Origin of the sequence: Chitinophaga sp. LS1 (assembly GCF_034274695.1) — a bacterium.
Lineage (GTDB): Bacteria > Bacteroidota > Bacteroidia > Chitinophagales > Chitinophagaceae > Chitinophaga.
Genome location: NZ_CP128362.1, coordinates 7,618,813 through 7,640,792 on the forward strand (window position 1 = coordinate 7,618,813; position 21,980 = coordinate 7,640,792).

Consider the following 21,980-nt stretch of genomic DNA (forward strand, 5'->3'; position numbering starts at 1 on the left):
ATGATAAAACGTACGTTGCTATGCCTCTTAGCTACCGCATTTGCCGGTACTGAAGCCTTTTCTCAGAAAAACGATGTTCTTGTTAAAAGTCCGGACAACCAACTACTGGTCAATGTTCAGCTCCGGGAAGGAAAAGCTTATTATAGCGTTACCTATGCCGGCAAACAGGTATTGGAGCCATCGCAATTAGGACTGGTGAGCAGTATCGGCGATTTCTCCCAACAACTACAATGGGCTGGTAACAAAAAGCAACCCGTGCAGGAACAATACACTCTTAACAGATCGAAAGTAAGCAAGGTAGATTATAAGGCGAATGAACTGCGTTGTGCTTTTACCAATGCCGGCAAAGATACAATAGAGGTGCTGTTCCGTGTGAGCAACCGGGACCTGGCCTTTTCCTACCGCATTCCTCAGAACGGCAAAGGCCCCCTCACCTGTACGGTAGAAAAAGAAGTAACCGGTTTCGACTTCCCCGCAGCAACGACTACGTTTATCACACCACAGGCATTGCCCATGAGCGGCTGGATGAAAACAAAACCCTCCTACGAGGAAACTTATACACTCGATGAGCCTATAGGCACCGCCTCACAATATAAAGCAGGATATACCTTCCCGGCATTGTTCCATGTAGCCGGCCAGCAATGGGCATTGGTTTCCGAAACAGGCGTGGCGGGCAACTATGTGGGTACACACCTGAGTGATGGTACTGCTGATGGTCTGTATACGATCGCTTTCCCCCAAAGCGGTGAAAACAACGGACAAGGGCCGGTAAGCGCCAGTGCGCCCCTACCTTTACAGACTTCCTGGAAAACCATTACCGTAGGTAATGACCTTAAACCCCTTGTTGAATCTACAGTAGCCACTGATGTCGTAAAACCGGTGATCAGTTCTAAAAAAATATTTACTCCCGGCCGTGCTGCCTGGAGCTGGATTGTATGGCAGGATAGCAGTGCCAATTACAATGACCAGGTGACTTATATCAATATGGCTGTTCAACTGAAAGCGGAATATGTATTGATCGATGCATTCTGGGATACACAGATCGGTAAGGAGAAAATGGAAGAATTAGCACGTTACGCAGCCTCAAAAGGGGTTGGGCTGATACTCTGGTACAATAGCAATGGATCCTGGAATGATGCCCCACTTACGCCCAGGAACCGCATGAATGAAAGAGACGTGCGCAGAGAAGAAATGGCCTGGTTACAAAAAATAGGTATTAAAGGATTAAAAGTTGATTTCTTCGGCGGAGATAAACAGGCAACGATGCAATTGTACCACGATATTTTAGTGGATGCGGCTGACTTCGGCCTGGTCATTAATTTCCACGGCGCCACCCTGCCAAGGGGCTGGGAAAGGATGTACCCGAACTATGTAACCAGCGAAGCCGTACTGGCATCAGAAAACCTCGTCTTCCAGCAATCATTCTGTGATAACTATCCGCAAACCGCTACCATCTATCCATTCACACGCAATGCAGTGGCGCCAATGGATTTTGGACCGGTATTCCTCAATAAACGCTTAAGCCGTACCCAACAAAAAGGTTCTATCAGACGTACTACAGATGCATTTGAAATGGCAACTGCCGTACTGTTCTTTTCATCAGTGCAACACTGGGGTTTAACACCCGATAATATGACAGGAGAACCGGAATACCTGCTGGACTTTATCAGGAATGTACCCACCACCTGGGATGAAACCCGCCTGATCGATGGCTATCCGGGCAAATACTGTGTAATAGCAAGACGCAAAGGTACCAAATGGTATGTAGCCGCAGTGAACGGAGAACCGAAAGAGAAGACATTGACAATCGCACTGCCCATGCTGGCAAATAAAGAAGTATCTATCATTAAAGATGGGGATGGGCAATCCTCCACACTACAAAAACAAAAAATAGGTTCAACGATCACGCTTACCTTGAAAAAAGCCGGTGGCGCTGTACTGTTTAACTAACGACACGGGGCCTAAAGCCCCGTTTTTTTATGCCTTCAATGTGTCCAGGTAGTATTTAAGCTGCTTCAGATATAGCGTATACGGACTCCTGCTATTCGCCAGCTTCCCAAAGTTGCGCACCCCCCAATAGCCAGACATTACAAACATCGTCACCTGCTTTGCATTCACATCCTTTCGTATTGTCCCGCTTTTCTTTCCCCTCTCAACAGTAGCGGTCATCAACTTTGTCCACTGCTCGGTCACTTCATTCAATACATTGTTAAAATCCTCATTCCAGGGGCACATTTCACTAGCCAGATTAGCCACAGGACAACCATACTCAACTTTCATAAATTCATCCTTCATCAACAAATGATACATCAGGTTATAAATAGCATCCAGTGCTGATCCTTCTTTTTCCAAAGGCGCTATAAAACTACTCGTAAGCGCAGGTTTCATCAGTTCATTGATAATTGCCACCCCCATTTCGTCCTTATTTTTGAAATGGTAATAAAAGGCGCCTTTTGTTACCTGGGTAGTTGCAATAATATCATCAACACTGGTTGTCTTATACCCTTTCACATAAATTAACTCAAATGCTTTCTGTAAAATATTTATCCTTGTTGCCTCCGCCTTTTTCATCTGGATGTTTATTTTAATCGTTCAGTTCCTCACATTCAAAACCATTATCTTCCAGGAGTTGAATGATTGACCCTGCAATTTCGGATTTAATTTCTATACGTAGCACATTATCACAATCCTACAGATCAAAACTCCATCTGGCAAAGGAATCACTTTGAGACAGATAACTACTTACCTGTTTTCATTATTGGCTTGTGGCGCAAGTATGTATTTATCAACATAAAAAGTTCCGAATGGTATAATACAGGCAACTAACACCTTCCACGAAACCTCGGAGAACTTCCATTTGTACGTCACACCTACGCTGAGTGTCGTGATGACAAATAAGGTAAAAAGCAACCCATGAATAGGCCCCATCGTCTTTACCATGGCTGGCTGCCCACCCCAATACTTTAATGGCACAGCAATAAACACCAAAATCAGCAGGGAAATACCTTCGAAAAATCCAATGATCCTGAGGCGTCCTATGGGCGTCTTGAAAAGTTGTAACATAACACTAAATAAGATTAAAATGATCTGAAATAAGGCCGGTGAGCCAATGGTGAAAAAGGCCATGGTATGGCGATCAATATGATCAATAGCGCCAGTGAAAACCATAGCAGTATCGTCATGAATTTCAATTTATCTGTTTCCATCCGCTTTGCTTTGGCGGAGCCTATTGTGATTATGATAATAGCAATTACCATCAATGCAATGTGTAAATAACGAAAGAATGTATACTCTTCAAACACATTATATCTGATAACAGGACTAATAATATAGAGGTAAAGACCAAGCATCAACTGTATATGTGCAATAGTCGCAGTCAAATGTCTGAAAGTATTGTCAGTAGAGGAAAAAACCTTGTTTTCCCGCACGCCGTTCCAGGCCATTATTATACAATAAACAAGACTGATAAGTACAAGGTAACGGTTAATAGAATGTAATACTAAAATCGTCTGATACATAGTTAATCACTTGAACAATGCAAAAGTAATACAAAAACATACTAGTTAGTATGTTTTTGTAAAATTAAATAAAAAAGGCAGCGTTTCCGCTGCCTGCAATATTGTAATATCAGATCTTATATTGTTACGCTTTCTGGTAATGCATATTCAAATTGCTCCTTTTTTGCGATTAACTGTCCCCACCTCAAACAGGTAGCTCCCCACGAAAATCCTGCACCAAATGTAGTGATCAGCAAATTCTGACCTGGCTCAAAATCTTCTGCAAAATCCCACAATACTAACGGTACTGTTGCCGAAGTAGTATTCCCGTATCTTTCTATATTGATCTTTACCTTTTCAAATGGAATATTGAGTCTGTCGCTCACAGCCTGGATAATTCTCATATTTGCCTGGTGTGGAATGACCCAGTCAATTTCGTTTGCATCCAGGTCATTGAGATCCAGGGCTTCACCAGAGGCTGTAGCCATGGACTCTACCGCATTCTTAAATACCAATGCACCATGTTGTTTGATATAGTGCGCTCTGTTCTGTAAGGTTTCATTCGTAGCAGGCAGTCTTGACCCACCGGCTGGTACCAGCAGCGCGTCATTTCCTGCGCCATCAGTTCTCAGTACACTATCCATTACCCCGTAGTTTTCAGTGGTAGGTTCGAGCAAAACGGCTCCTGCACCATCTCCAAAGAGAATACAGCTGTTTCTGTCATTATAATCAACGATAGAGCTCATTTTATCCGCCCCCACCACAATGACTTTCCTGTACCTGCCGCTTTCGATCAGACTAGCCCCCATAGTCAGACCAAACAGGAAACCACTGCAGGCCCCATTGAGGTCAAAACCAAAAGCATTGCTAAGTCCGCTTTTTTTACATACCAGGCTACTGGCTGGTGACAATAAGTGGTCCGGAGTAGCAGTGGCCAGAATGACCGCCTCAATCTCTTCTGGTTTTACCTGGTAGGTATCCAGTAAGTTCCTGATGGCTGATGCTGCCAGATCCGAAGTAGCTTCATCTTCTGCGGTTGCAATACGTCTTTCTTTAATACCAGTACGCTGTTTGATCCATTCGTCGGAAGTATCTACGATTGTCGATAAAAACTCATTTGTCAAAATATTCGATGGTACATAGCCTCCTAGTGCGCTGATGGTAGCTCTGATATCCTTTCTCATTTACATTAAATCTATCACAGAAAATTGGGATGCGAAGGTAACTCAAAGTAAGAGCAGTTGAACTTTTTTTTCGCCAAATTTAGTTGGGATATGACAAACTCATTGATTTTAAGTATTTATATATATAATATATCATCTAAAACCGTTCAATATCGAAATATTGCGATACGGGAGTAACAAGTCAGGTATGTCTACCAAATATGGCAAAAGCCATCTCCCGGATTGCCATTTTGCAGTACCTGCCTGCCATAAAGTAGTGTACCTTATGATTATCCATTATTTTCGCTTTTGCATAAAACTGGCTTTACAAATGGATAACTATATCATAACAACCCCAGGAATGGCGACTTAACAACCTGGTTTGAATAAAAAGAGGGTGTATCTAACTTTGATACACCCTCTTTTATTCGGATACCTGATGGAGTCAGATTCCATTTTATGCGATTCCCAGGAGTTTCATTTATTTATAATCCCCCCTCCTATTCTAATTACCATGGACAATTAGCCGGCGCCGGATAATATTCCTCACTGAAATATTGCCCTGTCGGACCATCCTGCCCTATCAACGCATATTTAGCAATCCTTTGCCCTGCTTCTTCAGGTGTACTGGTACCCTGATGCCCCGTAAAATCAGTTTGCGTATACCCCGGACAAACAGCATTCACTTTAAACGCAGTATCCCGCAACTCATACGCCAGATTCACCGTGTACATATTCAACGCTGACTTGGAAGACTGGTATACTACATATCGCTTAGGATAATTTCTATTGTAAATATCCGCTGCTGCAGAAAGCGAAGCCATAGCCGTGCTTACATTTACAATACGAGGCTCGGGGGAGTTTTTTAATAAATCAATGAAAGCCTGTGTCACCCTTACTACACCAAATACATTGGTATCATATACTTTCTGATACTGATCCGCTGCCGTCTCTAATGCAGATTGCGCTGATACACCGGAAATACCAGCATTGTTGACCAGTACATCTAAAGCACCGATTGCTTTTCTTGCCGCATCCACAGATGCCTGGCTGGTCACATCCAATTGTATTGCTGAAACATTGGTCAATCCTTCGGCTTTCAGTTTTTCAACTGCCGCCTGGCCGTTTTCAGGATCACGGCTACCTAAATAAACAAAGAAACCTTTTTGCGCAAGTATTTTTGCTACTTCAAAGCCAATACCTTTGTTAGCGCCTGTTATTAATGCTGATTTCATACCTTCTGATTTATGCAACGAAGGTAGCAGGCAGAAAAACATCCGATGGGGACAAATCGTTTTAATTGTGGGACAAATCCTGTAATTCGGACAGATAGGTGCTTACACTCTTCCCTGTACTCTTTTTGAAAACACGGGAGAAATAACGGGGGTCAGTAAAGCCCAGCTCATAAGCCAGTTCCTTCACTGATAATTTTGAATATTGTAATTTCCGCTGTGCTTCCAGCATGAGCCGGTTAGTGATCCACTCTTTGGGCGAAACGCCTGCAAATTCCTTTACAATACCGTACAAGGTGCTTGAAGTTAAAGCGAGTCTATCCGCAATACCCTGCACATCATGCTGCTCAGACAGGTTCGTTTCTACAGCCAATTTAAAGGCGATATACTTTGATAACTTGGAACCGGTGTTCACCTCCTTACGTTCATACCGCTCAAAATAGGCGGTATTAAACTCAGTCAGTACTGCATGCAAATGCGCAAGGATCACTTCAGACTTCTTCTGTTTACCAGGCGCATGCAAAAGCTGAAATAGTCCGGCCAGAAGATTCTTTACCCGTTGCTGAGCAGCCTCGTCAAAAGAGATAGTATTGGCATTATAAGGATTGACAAGGAATGGATAAGAACCTGGCAACAGCATCAGCGTGCTTTCATCAAAAGAGAGCGCATACTGCTGCATATTTTTATCGTAAGGCAATTTGGTAAAGACCTGGTTAGGCAAACCGTAGACCAGTCCGCCATCCCCAACAGTAAATTGCTGCATGTCAGCCACAAAAGTGGCGGACCCCTTCACCATGTATTGAAAATAGTAAAAGGAGAGTCTGTGAGGTTTTACCAAAATTGCTTTCACATCATCCGGTAGTTGGATAGCACAGTTTTCATTCAACGCGATAGCTAATTTATCGTGATGCCTGATTTTGTCCATCATGCCCCTCGTATCTTCCATAGATGAAATAGTTTACTGCAAAGATACAAATAGCTGGTTGAGTTTTCTACGTGACATGGCCTCTTGCTGGAATATCGCAGCATCGCCTGTTCCAAGAAACACCTGTGCTGCTTTTGCTACGGCCTGCTATGCCTCCTGTACCACATTGGCGCCGGCGCTTAATCTCTTCACACTCAGTTCTGCCAGTTTCTCAGCTTTGGCCAGTCCTGGCATCGCCATCACATTCAATGAAAAATAGCTACACGCTATAATGCGGCTATTTTTATTTGTATTTTGTTTATTATGAAAACAAAATACTGCCTGCTATATTTGGGCATCATATTATTCCACGGACTCTCCGTAAAAGCCCAAACAGCCAAACTACCTACCCAATGGACGAAAGCTGCGATGGCAGCAGCGGTTCCTTTTCCTGACTACCCACGTCCGCAGTTGGAGCGGAAGGAATGGATGTGTTTGAATGGGAAATGGGATTATATAGGTGGTAAAGAAGTGGCGAGTGCATTTGCCCCTGTTAAACCGATTGCTTTTAGTGATAAAGCGGAAAAGATATTGGTGCCTTACTGTCCGGAGTCTGTGCTGTCAGGTATTGCGCGGAATCAGGAAATCAATATGTGGTATCGCCGTACATTTGAAATGCCTGCCGCATGGAAAGGGAAGCAAATCATCATCAACTTTGATGCAGTAGATCATGATGCGACCTTATTTGTCAATGGAGAAAAAGCCGGGGTGCATGCTGGTGGGTATAGCTCCTTTCATATCAATATTACAAAATTTCTAAGAGCTGGTACCAACACAATTGTCGTTGCAGCACATGATCCTAACGATGGCAGAACACCTTCCGGTAAAAACGGTCCACGGGGCGATTATACCTTTACATCAGGTATCTGGCAAAGTGTATGGCTGGAGCCAGTCAGTGAACATTATATTAAAAGTATCCGGCTATTACCTGACCTTGTCAACAACAGGCTTCAGGTATTTGTGGATGCAGATCAGGCAAAGGTAAAGGCTGTTGCATTGAATGGTTCAGACGTAGTGTCTGAAATTTCAGGGCGCTCCGGCACGCTTTTATATATGCCAATAAAAGAGCCAAAATTATGGTCGCCCGATGATCCGTTTTTATATGATCTGAAAATAACCCTGACGGATAATAAAGGGAATATCAAAGATGAAGTCAGCAGTTATTTTGGGATGCGTGATATAAAACTGGGTAAAGTAAATGGAGTGATAAGACCACTGCTAAATAATAAATTTATCATGCAGGTTGGCTTACTGGATCAGGGTTATTGGCCGGATGGCATTTTGACGGCACCTACAGAAAAAGCGTTAAGATCTGATATCTCGTTTACAAAAAAAGTTGGTTTCAATTTAATCAGGAAACATATGAAGACTGAGCCTAAGCGGTTTTACTATTGGGCAGACAAGCTCGGCCTGCTAGTATGGCAGGATATGCCGGCTATCTGGTATCAGCATGAAGATACTGCAAAGAATAGAAGTGCTTTCCGGAAAGAATTAGTAGATATGATGGATGATCTTTACAACTCCCCTTCTATCATTACCTGGGTACCATTCAATGAAAACTGGGGGGCATTTGATGTAAAAGAAATGACTGATTGGGTAAAGAAGCTGGATCCTTCGAGGCTGGTAAATGGTAATTCAGGATTTAATAATAACCCTGGGTATCAGGAGGCTGCAGGTGATCCTGGAAATGGAGATTTTTTAGATACACATATTTACGTGGGGCCTTATGGGGCTTCTGTACCGGATGATAAGCGGGCGGCATCGTTGGGTGAATTTGGAGGTGTTGGTTTGTTTGTACGGGGGCATATGTGGCCCGTGGAGAATAATGCATATGCTTATGAACCGACTAAGGAGCGATTAACGGATAGTTATGTGCTTTTGATGGACCAGGTGGAGCAATTGATGAGGTATAAAGGATTGAGTGTAGCTATATATACGCAGACGACGGATGTGGAGCATGAGGTGAATGGAATGTTGACTTATGACAGGGAGGTGGAGAAAATGGATATTGAGAGGGTGAAGGCGGTAAATGAAGCGGTGATTAGAGCGGGTAATGAATTAAAAGCAGGTAAATAATAGAAAGTATATAGCTATAATGGGTACTCGTTATACAGGGTGTAACGGGTACCCATTATAGCTACATATTGTTATAAACTCCAATCCACAGGTTCAATACCCGCTTTTGCCAGTAGTTCATTTGTCTTAGAGAAATGCCTGCAGCCAAAGAATCCTTTATCAGCACTGAAAGGCGATGGATGCGCCGCTTTCAGAATATGGTGTTTGGTTGCATCTATCAGTACCTGTTTGTCCTGGGCAAACCGTCCCCAAAGAATAAATACCACATCTTTTTTATTTTCTGACACCTTTCTGATTACCGCATCCGTAAAGTTTTCCCAGCCGACTTTTGAGTGAGAAGCGGGTTCATTGGCGCGGACAGTGAGGAATGCATTAAGGAGCAATACGCCATGATCTGCCCATTTGGTAAGGTTCCCTCCTTGTGGAATAGGCAGGCCGAGGTCGGCATGCAGCTCCTTAAAAATATTCACAAGGGAAGGTGGAGGTTTAACGCCATCCTGTACAGAAAAGCATAAACCATGTGCTTGTCCGGGACCGTGATAAGGGTCTTGTCCTAATAAAACAACTTTAACTTTATCGAAGGGAGTCTTGTCGAAAGCATTGAAAATAAGGTTGCCAGGAGGGTAAATGGTGCGGTTCAAAGCCTTCTCCTGCTTGAGATGGAGGGCGATTTGTTCAAAGTAAGATTTCTGAAATTCATCTTTTAAAACTTCTTTCCAACTTGCTTCAATTTTAACGTCCATAAATTTTTTTAAATTTTGAATGGCAAAAATTTGTTTTATAAAGGGAATTTTCACTAGATTTGCACTCCCAAATGAAACAGTAAATATACGGGAAATTTGGAAAACGGATCGGTAGCTCAGCTGGATAGAGCAGCTGCCTTCTAAGCAGCAGGTCATTGGTTCGAATCCAATCCGGTTCACAAGTGAAAGCCTTATCCAGTAAGGCTTTCCTTAGATCTCTCTCTCGTTAGTCTTGTAGCAATAATTGCAAACGTTAAGCTAAACGTTAAGCTTAAATTTTAGCTACAATGAACACTTTACCCTCTAATTGCAGGTACACTGATTTCAATTTACATCCCGCTAATTGGAATACGACAAGGGCTTCTCTGAAGAAAAAATGGCGTATTGAGTATTGGTTTCATGATCCTAAATACAAAGATCAGTATCCAAAAGGCTATCCCAAGGTTATCAAAGCTGGATTAAACCGGTTAAAGGACTTGGCTGCCAGGCAACAGCTAATGCTGATTCTGATTGAAAATGAAAAGGATTTACTTGAAAACCAGGGATACAATCCAATAACCAAGACGAAAGTTAAAGTAGTTATTGAAGAAAAGGGTCCCGATTTGGTAGAAAATAATAGTATTGTTGATGAGAATACCCCATTTATTAAGGCGCTGGAACTCGGTTTGGAGTCGAAACGGATGGACCCTGAATCTAAAAAGGATATAAAGAATAAAATACCCCATGTAGAAAAAGCTGCGAAGAGCCTTAAATATAAAGGTCAAATAGTCGCAGATATGCCTATTTCATCAATTTCCAGAAAAATAATACGGTTAGTCCTAGATGAAATTGGTAGGAATAAGGGAGATAAGTGGACCGCAAATAACTACAATAGATACCGCACTGATTTGAGAACCATCTTCATTGAATTAAATGAATTAGAGGCAATGGAATCCAATCCAATGGACGGTATCCGTAAGCTAAAGGGTATAAAAAGGGAACGGGAGACTTTAACCCCGAAAGATCGTATAAGGGTTAACCAGCACCTGAAAGATAAGTATTATACATTTTGGCGCTTTAGCCAGGTATTTTTTCACTCTGGCTGCAGGGAGGTGGAGTTGCTTGGACTTACTTTTGAAAACGTTAACATCAGCGAAAGATGGTTCAAGGTGCTAGTTAAGAAAGGTACAAATTACAGATGGGATAAAAAGGCAATAGAGCCGGGAGTAGTCAAACTTTGGGAAGAGATAATGCACGAGGCTGAAACGCTCTATATGAAGGCTCTACCTAACATACCAAAAGATAAACAACCTGGTAAGGGGAAAGATATTCCAACCTTGTATATTTTCTCCGAGGACCTCAAACCCATGTTTAGAGGTGGTCCCATTCGACAGGAGCAAATCAGCAGACGCTGGTATAGCCATGTCAAAAAGCAATTAGGTATCACCGCGGACTTCTATTCTTTAAAGCACTCTCGTACATCTGAAGACATTAACAGTGAAGTCAGGAAAGCAATAAGAAAGGCCACTAAAAAAGCAGCGAGGAAAAACGGTCATACCTCATCAAAGATGGTAGAACAGGTGTATGATACACAATTTAAAGACAGGTTATTCCAAATAAAGAAGCAGGCAAAGGCACAATTTGCAGGAAATATCTAAGACTCCTTTATAGAATACAGCTCATTTAGTTCAACATTGAGCGCCATTGCAATCTGAACAAGTTTAACAATGCCAATATCAATCTGCCCTTTTTCAATTTTAGCTAAATTGGAGTCATCAAACCCTGTTTTGACCGCTAAGTCTAGTAAAGTCATGCCTTGCTTTTTTCTGGCCGATTTGATATTAGCACCAAGCTTTTTAAGTATTTTTTCCATTTTGGGATGGAAAATGGAAGAAAATACCAGACTAAAAATGGTATAATTATACCATTTTTAAATAAAAATGCTATATTGGTGCATCATTTTAAGAATATGAACGGCCCCCAACAGATTATTTACGAGCTTATTGAGCTTGGCATAAAGAAAAGATATCACCACACCTGTCTTCTACTATGGGACAAAATCCTGTTTTCTTACAACATGGATTTGCAAAAAACAAGGATATATATGAGGGCATTGGTAGACAGGTTGGAAATACCAGCATATTACGATAGGCAAACTGCCGAAGTATGATAATATGAAACAAATCCACGGCTTTTCCAGGCTGTGTAGGACTTTGAACTATCAACAAGAGCCAGGCTAAACCCCTGGCTCTTAAATCAATTTCCTATATCTTAAAAAGATTCCATTTTGAGGGGGTACACTTTAAAATTTGATATGGGACGGTTAATCCTTTAAAGGATTGGACATGTATTAGTTGAGTCGAGCCTGGTTAATAGCCAGGCTCTTTTATTCAAGCAAAAAGCCGGGTAAATACCCGGCTCGTTATACATCAACCAAAATCTATACAAAATCAGGTTATTCCCTTTTAGGTAAGTATTCAGCCAGTCCGTTAATAATAGACTTTAGAGTCTTCGCATAATTGGGATCCGTAGCATATCCTGCAGCTGCGACTACCTCCACAAATCTCCCAGGATCAGAAATGCCGATGGCATTTTTATACCTTGGATTTTCCAGTATAAATTTTCCATGGTCAATAAATGATTCTGCAGCATTATCATATGCCCTGAACCAGTCTTTTACCTTGTAATCAAACTTGCCGTCGGTACGTGGAGTAATACTAATGATCTCAGGGTATTTAACGGTTTTGGTTGAATGTACCTCACGTGTGGTAATCAGCTGGCGCTTCCCCCGCCAGGTTACCCCAGCTTTGATACCGAAAAACATATTACCAGGTGCTTTATCACCCCATCCTGATTCAAGAGCTGCTTGGGCAAGAATGGCAAGTGCGGGTATCTTTGTTTCACGTTCGCACAATACTGCTGCAGGATAGTATAGCTTAAAGAATGTTTGTTTTTCCATTGTTAGGTTTTTGAATAAAATGTTTTAAATAGAAGTATAAGAGCAGAAGTACCACAATAACTACAACCGTTATTATACCTGCTACATTGAAGCGAAAAACATCCTTATTAGTCTTTGTAACAGAGGTTGTATTTATCTCAGATTTACCCACCTTCTGTTTGTCTGAAGACGATTCTTTGGTAGTAGTCTTACGGGTGACTGGCGCATTAATGGTTTGTGGCTTGGATACAGCTTTACTATTGATATCATATCCTATGACCTTGCCATCCTTCAATTTGGGCTTTACAACAGTAGTCAAGCTTTGAGTCTTGGTATCTACTGTCTGCCGATATTCAGAAGTATCAGTGGAAGACATTGTACCGGATGTTTGAGCAGAATCTGCTTCCGTGATCACCGGAGTGGTCGCCCACTCTTCTGTAACTGTTTCCTTTTCATAGGAATGATCCTTTGAGCTGGTATCAATGGATTGAGAATTGCTGACAGATGTTTCTTTCATTTTCCTGACTGTTGCACAGGAACATAGGATAGCCATCAAGGCTACAATCAAAATTTTAATTTTCATCTAATAATTTTTGACCGGTTAACGAATCGAATTTTTGCAAGTATTTTAGGATCCAGCCAGGCAGTACCCCTGGGTCAATCTCAGCTATATTCTCAAAGATGCTGATTGCCTCACGGACCATGATAGCAGAGAATACCACATTGCCTAAAAAGCTAAACGCCACCTGTGGAGCACCAGCAACAGTAAATTTTGTAAGAGCTGATGTTGTAATTAGCGCTGAGGTATAAATAATGATCTTTTTCAGTACCATCCCAAACCCTTTACTGCTAACCTTTCTCTGCACAACAGCTTTCACTAAACCAAGGAAGGTGTCAACACTGACTATTACGAACAGGAACTTTAAGAACTCCCAATCAGAATAGATATACTTTTCAATCCACCCTACCACCGGTGCTGTAAACCATCCTACCAAGAGATATATTATAATTGCTTTTACTTGCATCGATTTAGTTTTATGCCTATAAACCCATTAAAAAAGACTGCGCCAGATTGGCAAGTAAGGCTGTAGCCTGTCCAGTTGTATCCGCACCGGGATGTATGTTATCAGGCAGCCAATTATTAAGTATCGTCAAGCCGGTGCCCGGTGCATAACGTTGAGACCAACCGGTGCGCTCCCAAGTTTTGAATATGTAACAGCCCCAATAATCAGCTATTGACTGTTGCGCTTGAGATATCGGGAATCTATACACATTCTCGTAGTGACCGAATATTGCAAAACGCGCTTTAGGCTTAGCCTGTAGCAACATAGTAATACAATAATTCATCGATCCGATAAAAGTATTCCTGTCCCGTGGATCAGTTGGGAATGTGCTGAAACTAGTATTATCCGCACTATAATCATTATAACCAAAATCGAATACAAACAGATCAGCATCCAGATGACCAAGCATTTTAGTTTCATAGCTATTAACCGCATAAGTACTCCCTTGTGCCGCTGTCAATTCCGCGCCTGTCATCCCAAAACACACCTGCTGAAAGTTGGTTGCCAGTGCCCCTCCCGTACTTGTAGCAATACGGACCAAAGAACTGGCCTTGGATTCGTTAATGATAGTTGCTCCCAATGCCTTGGCGGCCAGATTAGGATAACTTGTAGTTATATCGGTATTGGGGTAGTTAGCTGGAATGCTGGTTCCCATCCAGCATATCTTCTTACCATACCATTTCTTAGTTGCATTTATCTTAACGTCTACCTTTGCCAGGGTTGCAGTATCATCTGCCTGTACAGCGGAACCATTTACTTTAGCGATAGCATTATATCCACTATAGGCTATGTACGCACTTGGTGAAGTTCCGGCTTCTATCTGCTCTACCCCACTGGACGCGACAGTAGAGAACGCGATAGTAAACTGAATGTAGTGGGTGTCTGCAGTAGTAGTGTAGGTGCCATTTAACGGCCCATCTCCCCACGTACTTGTACCGGTTGGAGTGTTTATGAAAACTCCATTTGCATCGAAGTATCTTACACCACGAGTACCTGAAGACGATGCGCGACCGCTAATGTAATATGTAGTGGACGGCTTAACGGGTATTAGACCGGTTACCTGGCTACCCGATGTAGCAGCCAAGGCACCATTAGTATAATTAATGTGATAGCCTGATATGATTTTAGTTCTGTCGAACAAATTTATGGTACCAGGTAGTTCCTGCACAGTTACAGTAGCATAGCCTTTTGCTGCGAGATAAGCTAAAGGCGTCATAGTCCCTAATTCCGTCTGAATTAAGGAAGGCGCCATGTTTAGCGTAGCTAGCGTATTAACTACTGTATAGTAGGCTTCATATGTGGTGGCTGTGCTTCCTGCCTCCACCTGAATTACGGAGTTATCACCGGTGCCTGAGTACTTGGTTGTGATGCGCATATAGGCGGCACCCGTTGGTGCGGTGTATTGGCCATTCAGCGCACCATCACCCCATGTAGTTGAACCTGATGGGGTATTTATAAGTGTTTTAGCGCCGTCGTAAAAAGCTACCCCGCGCGTACCACTGGATGTTATACGACCGCTGATTGTGTAGATGCTGCCCGCTGTAACCGGCATATAGTCAGATACTGCGCCATTAGTATTGGCTACAAGCGCCCCATTTGAGTATTGTATAATATAACCAGAAGTAACCGCGGCCAGATTGAACATGTTCTTACCGGCTATTTTACCAAGTGCAGGTATTAAATCCGCTAGCACTTTCCCTTGATTTGCCGAGAGTGGAGCGGTAGTACTGGTACTTGTTAGGTTATCTATAACAGATGATGGTGTCAAATAGTTACTTGAATCTATTGGAATCAATACTTTTACATAATTGCTTCCAGAATCCACCAAAAAGGCAACCTCATTAGCATTTATCACTATTCCGCTGAAATAGGTATATGTGCCTGCGGTGGATGTTACCCACATCCTACCTCCAACCGCAGAACCTGGATTCGTAGTAGGAGTGGCTACTCCTTTAAATCCAATTGAGCCTAAGGCATTTAGGGAAAGCATAAGATCCACAGCATCATAAAATCGTTGGGCAATATCAGTATTGATAATGCTACCCTCTGCAGTTTTATCTCCAATTGAAGCTTTGACCGCTGCTTTGAAAATTTCTATAGCTGTTGCCATGTGTTTTAATTAAATTCTGAACCGAATGAGTTAGAAAATATTCCCTCGAAAATATCTACAGGATCACCAGTTACTTTTGAAGGGATTGATTGTCCTTTTTTGAGTTCTAAAACAAAGGAGAAAGGACCGGTACCGCCCGTTAATTTGCCAATATCTGTATTTGAGGCATTCCATAAAGAGATATACGCAGCTTTACTTTCCGCCGTACCAACGCTTATATTATTCCCATCAAGTACACTTACTGGATAGTGAGATGGTTCAATATTTGATGATGAAAGCATCTTAACTGCAATTTTGGTCAAAGGTGCAGTAAGGTATAATTGATAGTAGTCATAGTTCCCTTCCATGGCTTACCATTTTCCAATTGGACAATGTTCATTTACTACGAGGCTTTTTTCCAAACAAGGACACCCACACTTATCACATCCAAGCTGATTCTCGTAATTGCCTTCACCATTAACGATTTTAAGTATCTGAGATACTTTTGATTCATGACAATTTCCACACTGTTTCAGACGCAATTGGGAAAGCCTTTTTTCGGCTTCAGAGGTGGGTAAAAATCCTATTCTCTTTCCCCAGCCAATAAATATGTTTTTAATCTTCATAGCAGCCACAATTTGAAGGGTTATCGATATCATCATAGATGCCCAGTACAATGTCAGATTTGCGTTTGTATGCGACTCCTTTACTGTCACACCCGCATTCCTTCTGGTATGATGGATATTTGATTTTATTCCGGCATATCCACTCGTGCATTGCCTGAGTAAGAGGATCAATACGGTCCATCATCTTTTTATCCATCAGCCATTTTACTGAGCGCAGCTCAGGGGATACTTCACCCGCCGTATTCATTGGACCGGAAGCAGGCACAGTGTGTATCACGCCTGCAGATCCAAATTGAACGAATGATTCTGGCGTTGCTCCTAACATCACGACTTCAGCTGTCAATTTCCACAGGTGTTGCTTCCATAGCTTCAGGTAATCTTCGTTTAAGAACTCAAATGCATTGACAATATCACCAATAGACAAAACAACAGGGTCGCTTCCCTCCGGAAGAGAGTCATTGACCTGTTGCTCCAACGCTTCTTTATTAGCTGTTGTGACAGTTTGGTTTTTCTGCTCAACCATGGCATAATACAGATCATCCGAAAGTGCAGGTCGAATTATCCTTTCCTCCGCAATGATTATAGATTGTTCGATCGTCCTCGGATCAAGTGTATGCTTGGTTGGAGCGTGGAAGATTACCTCATCAGAGGTGATCAACACATCACGCATTAGTGGGTTGAGTCTGTACATCTTGGTTGTTGTTTTGTTGTTTCCCTTTCAATTCTCCCAGGTACATGCTTCCCTTTTCTGTTGGATCATCTGGCAGTCCCTTCGCCTCTCTAACCTCATTCACTGTTACGGCAGGAGTAATATCCACATCCGTTAAACCAGATATATCAACATTGCTTTTGATTGCCAGCTTGTATTTTGACAAATCCCACCCCATCCACTCTCCTGCAACTTTAAAAATAGTCGTCCATACATTATCCATTAGGTCCTGTTGAGCAGGTAGAATTACTGTTTTATTTATGTGCTCAATGATCTTGGTCAGAAAGCCGGATCCTTTCCCCATTGTGCTGGATGATTGAATACCAGCCAGCACCGCATCCCATTCATTGGCCAGGATAATCTTCTGAGTCCATTTATCGTCCGATTCAGAAAAACTACCATCCTTTGCTGTATCAAAAGTGTGTAAGTCAGACCCCTCTATCCCTTCCTCGCTGGCCACCACCATTACACGACCACGTTTACCATCACCAGTATGTGTCTGGATCGCCTTCTTCCCAATTCGGTCAGCTTCCTGCTGGCTGAGATTTCCCTTCAGGGCAAGCAATGCGCTTACCACCATATTGTTATCAAAATTGTCAAGGTTGTACCTGGCCCCCTTGTATTCTAAAATCTGGTAAATCATACCGGCAATCGCTGAAGGGAGGCCATAATAGGAGAACCCTGAGACTGGGTTCTTATGCCAGATTAAGGTTCTTTGAACACCATTTTCGTCCTTAAACCAATTCTCTTTTTCAGACTGACGCGGATTGTATAGAGGGAGTTTTTTAGCCCGTTTGATTTCATCTGCTGTGAGATATCCTTTTTGGCGAAGAAACAATTTTGATTGAATAGCATAAGTGATGATATCATCATCGTCTGGTACGCCCAATCGCCATTCAAGAAAATTATGAACGTATACGAAAAAGTACTTCTGTCCAGCAGAAGTAAATCGAACTAATTCAATCGGAACGTTGCCCCAGGTAAAGAAATCCTCAAAGTTCTTCTCTACCAAAGTAGATGCTGGTTCGTTCTTCTTATTCATAGAAGCCAACCAATCATTTAATTCTGGTGGAAGCTCTTGTCCGTCCTTATCATAGAATCCAGCCCCCTTGCAAAACCTTTTCTTTGTAGTAATACACCGGTTGTGTGTAGCTGATAATAACCGGGCCTCCAACAGCTGGCTACCAAAATCATCTTTCTCGTTTAGGAATGGGATATACCGAGTACCGTTAACAAATGAGAATACCCTTCCTCCCTCAAAGGGAATGGGATTTTTTGCATCAATACGTACCTCATTGCTTACCTTACTGGATTTTCTTGCAATCGGCCTTTCATTTGTATTCTTCTTTGGAACGGGCATGTCGGTTGATGATTATTCTTGAGCAGATGGATTGATTACCTGGTCTTCTTCTTTTTTCACAGTCAAAGCCTCGACTACAGGCAAAAGCGGTTGCACCTTTTCTTTTAAAAGTTGATCCAGTGGAGGAAGCTCTTCAAAATGGCTTAACAGGGTCGGATCCTGACTTTGCTGTGCAATAATTGCGAGGTCTAATAGATCATCGCGCTGTGAAAGCGGAAGTCCGCTGGTGCCAAAAGCGACAACAACGGACTCAGACTGCTTTTTTAGTTTAATGGAAGGCATCTTCTTATTGTTTTTTGCCATACTGAAAGGATTATAGATTACATAAGGGCTTCAAGAGATGCCCAGGTGCCAGAATACTCACGCAGGTTACGGGAGTAATTACCTTTCAGGACAATATTGCCACCATTGAAGTCATCGAATACTTTACCAGAAGAACCGTCTGATCCATCCTGAGCGACAATGAACTTAGGAATGGATGCACCACCCACATATTTCTCTCCTGCAATGAAGATTTTCCCTGAGTTCAGGCGGATTGCGAGACCCAAACCGCAGCAACAGCCAGCCGAATCAATTGCCTGCAGGAAGTTGGTCAGCAGGGTGCTGTTTTCTGGTAACTGGAAGTCAAATTCATGCTCATACTTGGTAGCACAACCATTCTTTGACTGTTTCCATTTCCACTCCGCCTGGTCCGGCTGGAAATTGACTAAATACATTTTCGCACCATCCTCCGCGGTAGCACCAGCTCGTAGCGCTATGGCGCTATAAGGAGCGCCTGCAGAGACCTGGGTGAAATTGAAGTCGGAGGGATCAAATATGGCGATATCTGAAATACCCCCTGTTACCCCGCCACATGGTCTTGTATATCCTTGTGCAACAAAACAAAGCATTGTTTAAATTTTGAGTGTGTTAGATAAAAACAATCAGCCCCCGATTATGACCAGGAGCTAAGAGCGATGACAACAAATTCAGGAAGGGCTATCTGAGTGCCTGCTTTCAGGAAGAGACGATAATACCATTGCATTTCCTTTTTCTCATACCAAACCTCCAGCGCGGTTTTATCGTCTTCTCCCTCGCCATAGTTCTTGTCAGTGGCAAAGACGAAGTTTCCACGCAGTGTCAGGATAGCGGCATGGCCCAAAGAGCCTTTCAACTCTGAAATGATAGGCTTCCATATCTGTTCTACGAGAACTGGAATACCTTTGTATGAGAGTTGTTTGATGCCATTTGCCAGGTCAGTATATCCCTGAGCATCCGTACCGGTGATAATCAAGTAATCTTCGTATCCAGCTGCAATGTCTTTTGATACATAGAAAGCCTTTTGATTATCCGCAAACGCAGACATCAATACAGGCTGCTTGTCATACAATCCCTTGATCAGGGTGTATGCAGCAGTAGCATTGGCGGTATAATCTGTACCGTCTGCGATTGCGATAGTTTGACCGGCAGGGATTACTCCTGCGGTGATATACTTTTTAATCCATTTGAAGATGCCATCAAATATGTTGGTACTCCACTGGGCATTGACACCGACAACGCGATCAACGTCACCGAAATAGGCGTTTGATGCTATGTCTACGTTTACTGCTCCTTGGAAGAATGGCAAAATCTTATTTCCGAAAAGCGGATCGTTTGCTCGGAAATCCTTAAGACAGCCGGTGTAGAATTCATTACGGCAAAACTGGGTTGCACCGTACACTTCTTCAACAGAGATCTGCCTGGTAGTAGCACCAACTACCTTTTTGTAGTTTATGTCACAGGATGCGTCTCTGCGCTGCAGGATATTTTGCACCCTGCGGATGTCGATAATTGGCCTTTTGCTGACCACATTATCCATGATTGAGAACTCGTTCAGTGTGCCCTGAAATGGGAATCCTGCCGGAACGATATCAGCAAAAGCTGGCTGAATGATCGATTCGAAGAATGCGAGCGAGTCTATTGAGAAAGTTTCAAACATTTTATTTCAGGTTTTAGAATGGGCAGGTGAAAGAATTACTTTTTGTCCCAGCCAGCGAGATCACCCGCAGCCTGGATATGGAAGGCGCTCCCATCTGCATGGAAGTCCTTGTTTGTAATGACAGTTGCCGTGATATTGAGCGGCTTACTGAGATTGAGCGTAGAGACATCAATTGTTTTTGCACCACCAGATCCGGTGGTGGTAATCGTATCACGCTTCTCGTTACCGAATTGATCATGCACTTTGATATGCACTTTTTTCAGTCCATCACCAGAGCCATAGGTGGAGCCATCTTGTACAGCAACAGTCTTTGCAGAGGCATCAAACGTGTATGAAACCTTTGGCAGGAAACTGGCGATGCTGCAATTGTTCTGGCACATCCCGACCAGGTTGGAATTGTCGATTGCTTGCATTTTATTTACTTATTGAAGAGTGAAAGAATGTAGGGTTGAGTATTAGGATTTTTTGAAACCGCCAATTGGTTTCACATCGCCATTACCGCCAGTACCACTATTTTCATTTGTTGGCTTACCCTTGACGTCAGCTAGCTCTGTCCTCAGAGATGTATTTTCTGTTTTCAGGTTGGTTACTTCAGTCGTAAGATTGGTGATCTTGTCACCGTATTCCTTCGTCAGGGCACTCTGCACCGTATTCTGCACACTGGTTACCTGTGCTGAGATATGGTTTTCAATTTCTGTAGACATGTCTTCCAGCGGCTTTGTAAGAGCTTCTACAATTTGGTTTACAATGTCAGCCGGCTTGGCATTTTCATCCGGCTTAAGACCTTTTAAGCCATTGAGAAAGTTTTCGAAGAACCTTTTCATATCGTTATTTTGGTTTAGAATGAATTGTTGAAGAGTGTTAGTGGGATCAATTGCTGGTGGCTGTTTTACGGCAGAGTTGTATGCCGCGAGGACATCCTTATTAGCGTAATCCCATGTATCAGCGGAGAGCAGATTAGTGAAGGAAACTTCCTCGGAGACTTGTTTGATGAAACCCTTCTCTTTTGCTTCTGGTCCCAGCATCCAGGTTTCAGCATTCATCATATTTGTGATTTCTTCAGCACTGAGGCCTGTCGATTTTGCATAGAAATCACGAATCGCATTGTTAAACTGACGCAGAATTGTAGCCTGTCTTTCCACCTCATTTACATCACCGTATGCCAAACCAGAGGCATTATGGATCATAAACCAGCTATTGGCAGACATTTCCGGAGAATCTCCTGCCATGAGGATGTATGTAGCGGCACTTGCCACAATGCCACGGCCAAAGGTGTTCACCTTCTTACCTCGTTTTTTTTCGTCCTGTAGGTAATCGTGCATCGCCATGGCATCTGTAATCATGCCACCAGGAGAGTTGATGAAGATGTTGTAAACAGCAGCATTTGACTTCTGTAAGTCCTCCCTGAATGACTTGAAGGATACAGAGGTATCGTCACCAAACCAGTCGCGGTAAATCTGCTGGGTTTCCGCATCGACTATGGCCCCGTCGATGAATATATCTACCGAACCTGAAGAGGCATTTTGCAACCGGAAATTGAAAACTTGTACAGGACGCTTCATGAAAACAAAGGTCCGTTTGTA

The 21,980-nt window shown here is 42.7% G+C and carries 25 protein-coding genes and 1 tRNA gene; 5 read left to right on the top strand and 21 right to left on the bottom strand.

Going from position 1 to position 21,980, the window contains the following annotated elements:
• Window positions 1-1,950 (top strand): glycoside hydrolase family 97 protein, encoded by a 1,950-nt coding sequence (locus QQL36_RS31155; RefSeq protein ID WP_083729355.1) that lies wholly within the window; start codon window positions 1-3, stop codon window positions 1,948-1,950.
• A gap of 27 nt (window positions 1,951-1,977) precedes the next feature.
• On the opposite strand, the gene QQL36_RS31160 is transcribed toward QQL36_RS31155, so the two are convergent.
• The 6 genes from QQL36_RS31160 to QQL36_RS31185 form a co-directional block, all read right to left on the bottom strand.
• Window positions 1,978-2,571, bottom strand: a complete 594-nt coding sequence (locus tag QQL36_RS31160) for a TetR/AcrR family transcriptional regulator (RefSeq protein ID WP_321567939.1) — start codon at window positions 2,569-2,571, stop codon at window positions 1,978-1,980.
• 171 nt (window positions 2,572-2,742) lie between these two features.
• A complete protein-coding gene (locus QQL36_RS31165; protein ID WP_083729351.1) occupies window positions 2,743-3,063 on the bottom strand; it encodes a DUF3817 domain-containing protein in 321 nt (106 codons plus the stop codon).
• A gap of 14 nt (window positions 3,064-3,077) precedes the next feature.
• Window positions 3,078-3,443 (bottom strand): hypothetical protein, encoded by a 366-nt coding sequence (locus tag QQL36_RS31170; protein ID WP_321567940.1) that lies wholly within the window; start codon window positions 3,441-3,443, stop codon window positions 3,078-3,080.
• 191 nt (window positions 3,444-3,634) lie between these two features.
• Window positions 3,635-4,681: a beta-ketoacyl-ACP synthase III gene (locus QQL36_RS31175; protein WP_083729347.1), complete on the bottom strand. Its 1,047-nt coding sequence runs from the start codon at window positions 4,679-4,681 to the stop codon at window positions 3,635-3,637.
• Between the two features lie 488 nt (window positions 4,682-5,169).
• Window positions 5,170-5,895, bottom strand: a complete 726-nt coding sequence (locus QQL36_RS31180; RefSeq protein ID WP_321567941.1) for an SDR family oxidoreductase — start codon at window positions 5,893-5,895, stop codon at window positions 5,170-5,172.
• Between the two features lie 61 nt (window positions 5,896-5,956).
• A complete protein-coding gene (locus tag QQL36_RS31185; RefSeq protein WP_321567942.1) occupies window positions 5,957-6,838 on the bottom strand; it encodes an AraC family transcriptional regulator in 882 nt (293 codons plus the stop codon).
• A gap of 282 nt (window positions 6,839-7,120) precedes the next feature.
• On the opposite strand from QQL36_RS31185, the gene QQL36_RS31190 reads away from it, so the two are divergent.
• On the top strand, window positions 7,121-8,932 hold the full coding sequence (locus QQL36_RS31190) for a glycoside hydrolase family 2 protein (protein ID WP_321567943.1): 1,812 nt from the start codon (window positions 7,121-7,123) through the stop codon (window positions 8,930-8,932).
• A gap of 71 nt (window positions 8,933-9,003) precedes the next feature.
• On the opposite strand, the gene ung is transcribed toward QQL36_RS31190, so the two are convergent.
• Window positions 9,004-9,675, bottom strand: coding sequence for a uracil-DNA glycosylase (gene ung / locus QQL36_RS31195; protein ID WP_083729341.1), 672 nt, complete (start codon window positions 9,673-9,675; stop codon window positions 9,004-9,006).
• Window positions 9,676-9,780: 105 nt separating this feature from the next.
• Here ung and QQL36_RS31200 point away from each other — a divergent pair.
• Window positions 9,781-9,854 (top strand) — tRNA-Arg (locus QQL36_RS31200).
• 108 nt (window positions 9,855-9,962) lie between these two features.
• Window positions 9,963-11,312 (top strand): hypothetical protein, encoded by a 1,350-nt coding sequence (locus QQL36_RS31205; RefSeq protein ID WP_321567944.1) that lies wholly within the window; start codon window positions 9,963-9,965, stop codon window positions 11,310-11,312.
• Here the strand turns inward: QQL36_RS31205 and QQL36_RS31210 are convergent.
• Window positions 11,309-11,527: a helix-turn-helix transcriptional regulator gene (locus QQL36_RS31210; RefSeq protein ID WP_321567945.1), complete on the bottom strand. Its 219-nt coding sequence runs from the start codon at window positions 11,525-11,527 to the stop codon at window positions 11,309-11,311. The two genes, QQL36_RS31205 and QQL36_RS31210, sit on opposite strands and share 4 nt — an antisense overlap.
• 6 nt (window positions 11,528-11,533) lie before the next feature.
• Here QQL36_RS31210 and QQL36_RS31215 point away from each other — a divergent pair, with 6 nt between their 5' ends.
• Entirely contained in the window at window positions 11,534-11,824 is a 291-nt protein-coding gene (locus QQL36_RS31215; RefSeq protein ID WP_321567946.1) for a hypothetical protein, read from the top strand.
• Between the two features lie 285 nt (window positions 11,825-12,109).
• Here QQL36_RS31215 and QQL36_RS31220 read toward each other — a convergent pair whose 3' ends face one another.
• The 13 genes from QQL36_RS31220 to QQL36_RS31280 all read right to left on the bottom strand — a co-directional run bounded on the left by QQL36_RS31220 (window position 12,110) and on the right by QQL36_RS31280 (window position 21,959).
• Complete coding sequence (locus tag QQL36_RS31220) at window positions 12,110-12,613, bottom strand: glycoside hydrolase family 73 protein (RefSeq protein WP_321567947.1); 504 nt, start codon at window positions 12,611-12,613, stop codon at window positions 12,110-12,112.
• Window positions 12,591-13,175, bottom strand: coding sequence for a hypothetical protein (locus QQL36_RS31225; protein ID WP_321567948.1), 585 nt, complete (start codon window positions 13,173-13,175; stop codon window positions 12,591-12,593). Before QQL36_RS31225 ends, QQL36_RS31220 begins: the two co-directional genes overlap by 23 nt.
• Window positions 13,165-13,617, bottom strand: coding sequence for a phage holin family protein (locus tag QQL36_RS31230; protein ID WP_321567949.1), 453 nt, complete (start codon window positions 13,615-13,617; stop codon window positions 13,165-13,167). The genes QQL36_RS31225 and QQL36_RS31230 overlap by 11 nt, the downstream gene beginning before the upstream one ends.
• Before the next feature lie 16 nt (window positions 13,618-13,633).
• Entirely contained in the window at window positions 13,634-15,766 is a 2,133-nt protein-coding gene (locus tag QQL36_RS31235) for a hypothetical protein (RefSeq protein ID WP_321567950.1), read from the bottom strand.
• A gap of 5 nt (window positions 15,767-15,771) precedes the next feature.
• Window positions 15,772-16,113, bottom strand: a complete 342-nt coding sequence (locus QQL36_RS31240) for a hypothetical protein (protein WP_321567951.1) — start codon at window positions 16,111-16,113, stop codon at window positions 15,772-15,774.
• A 3-nt stretch (window positions 16,114-16,116) separates the two neighbouring features.
• Window positions 16,117-16,371, bottom strand: a complete 255-nt coding sequence (locus QQL36_RS31245; RefSeq protein ID WP_321567952.1) for a hypothetical protein — start codon at window positions 16,369-16,371, stop codon at window positions 16,117-16,119.
• Complete coding sequence (locus tag QQL36_RS31250) at window positions 16,361-17,062, bottom strand: hypothetical protein (RefSeq protein WP_321567953.1); 702 nt, start codon at window positions 17,060-17,062, stop codon at window positions 16,361-16,363. The genes QQL36_RS31245 and QQL36_RS31250 overlap by 11 nt, the downstream gene beginning before the upstream one ends.
• Window positions 17,034-18,122: a hypothetical protein gene (locus QQL36_RS31255; protein WP_321567954.1), complete on the bottom strand. Its 1,089-nt coding sequence runs from the start codon at window positions 18,120-18,122 to the stop codon at window positions 17,034-17,036. The genes QQL36_RS31250 and QQL36_RS31255 overlap by 29 nt, the downstream gene beginning before the upstream one ends.
• Window positions 18,123-18,452: 330 nt before the next feature.
• Window positions 18,453-18,743, bottom strand: coding sequence for a hypothetical protein (locus QQL36_RS31260; protein WP_321567955.1), 291 nt, complete (start codon window positions 18,741-18,743; stop codon window positions 18,453-18,455).
• A 17-nt stretch (window positions 18,744-18,760) separates the two neighbouring features.
• Complete coding sequence (locus QQL36_RS31265) at window positions 18,761-19,330, bottom strand: hypothetical protein (protein WP_321567956.1); 570 nt, start codon at window positions 19,328-19,330, stop codon at window positions 18,761-18,763.
• A 44-nt stretch (window positions 19,331-19,374) separates the two neighbouring features.
• Entirely contained in the window at window positions 19,375-20,397 is a 1,023-nt protein-coding gene (locus QQL36_RS31270) for a hypothetical protein (RefSeq protein WP_321567957.1), read from the bottom strand.
• 35 nt (window positions 20,398-20,432) lie between these two features.
• Window positions 20,433-20,777, bottom strand: a complete 345-nt coding sequence (locus tag QQL36_RS31275) for a hypothetical protein (protein WP_321567958.1) — start codon at window positions 20,775-20,777, stop codon at window positions 20,433-20,435.
• A 75-nt stretch (window positions 20,778-20,852) separates the two neighbouring features.
• Window positions 20,853-21,959 (bottom strand): head maturation protease, ClpP-related, encoded by a 1,107-nt coding sequence (locus QQL36_RS31280; protein WP_321567959.1) that lies wholly within the window; start codon window positions 21,957-21,959, stop codon window positions 20,853-20,855.
• Between the last annotated feature and the right edge of the window lie 21 nt (window positions 21,960-21,980).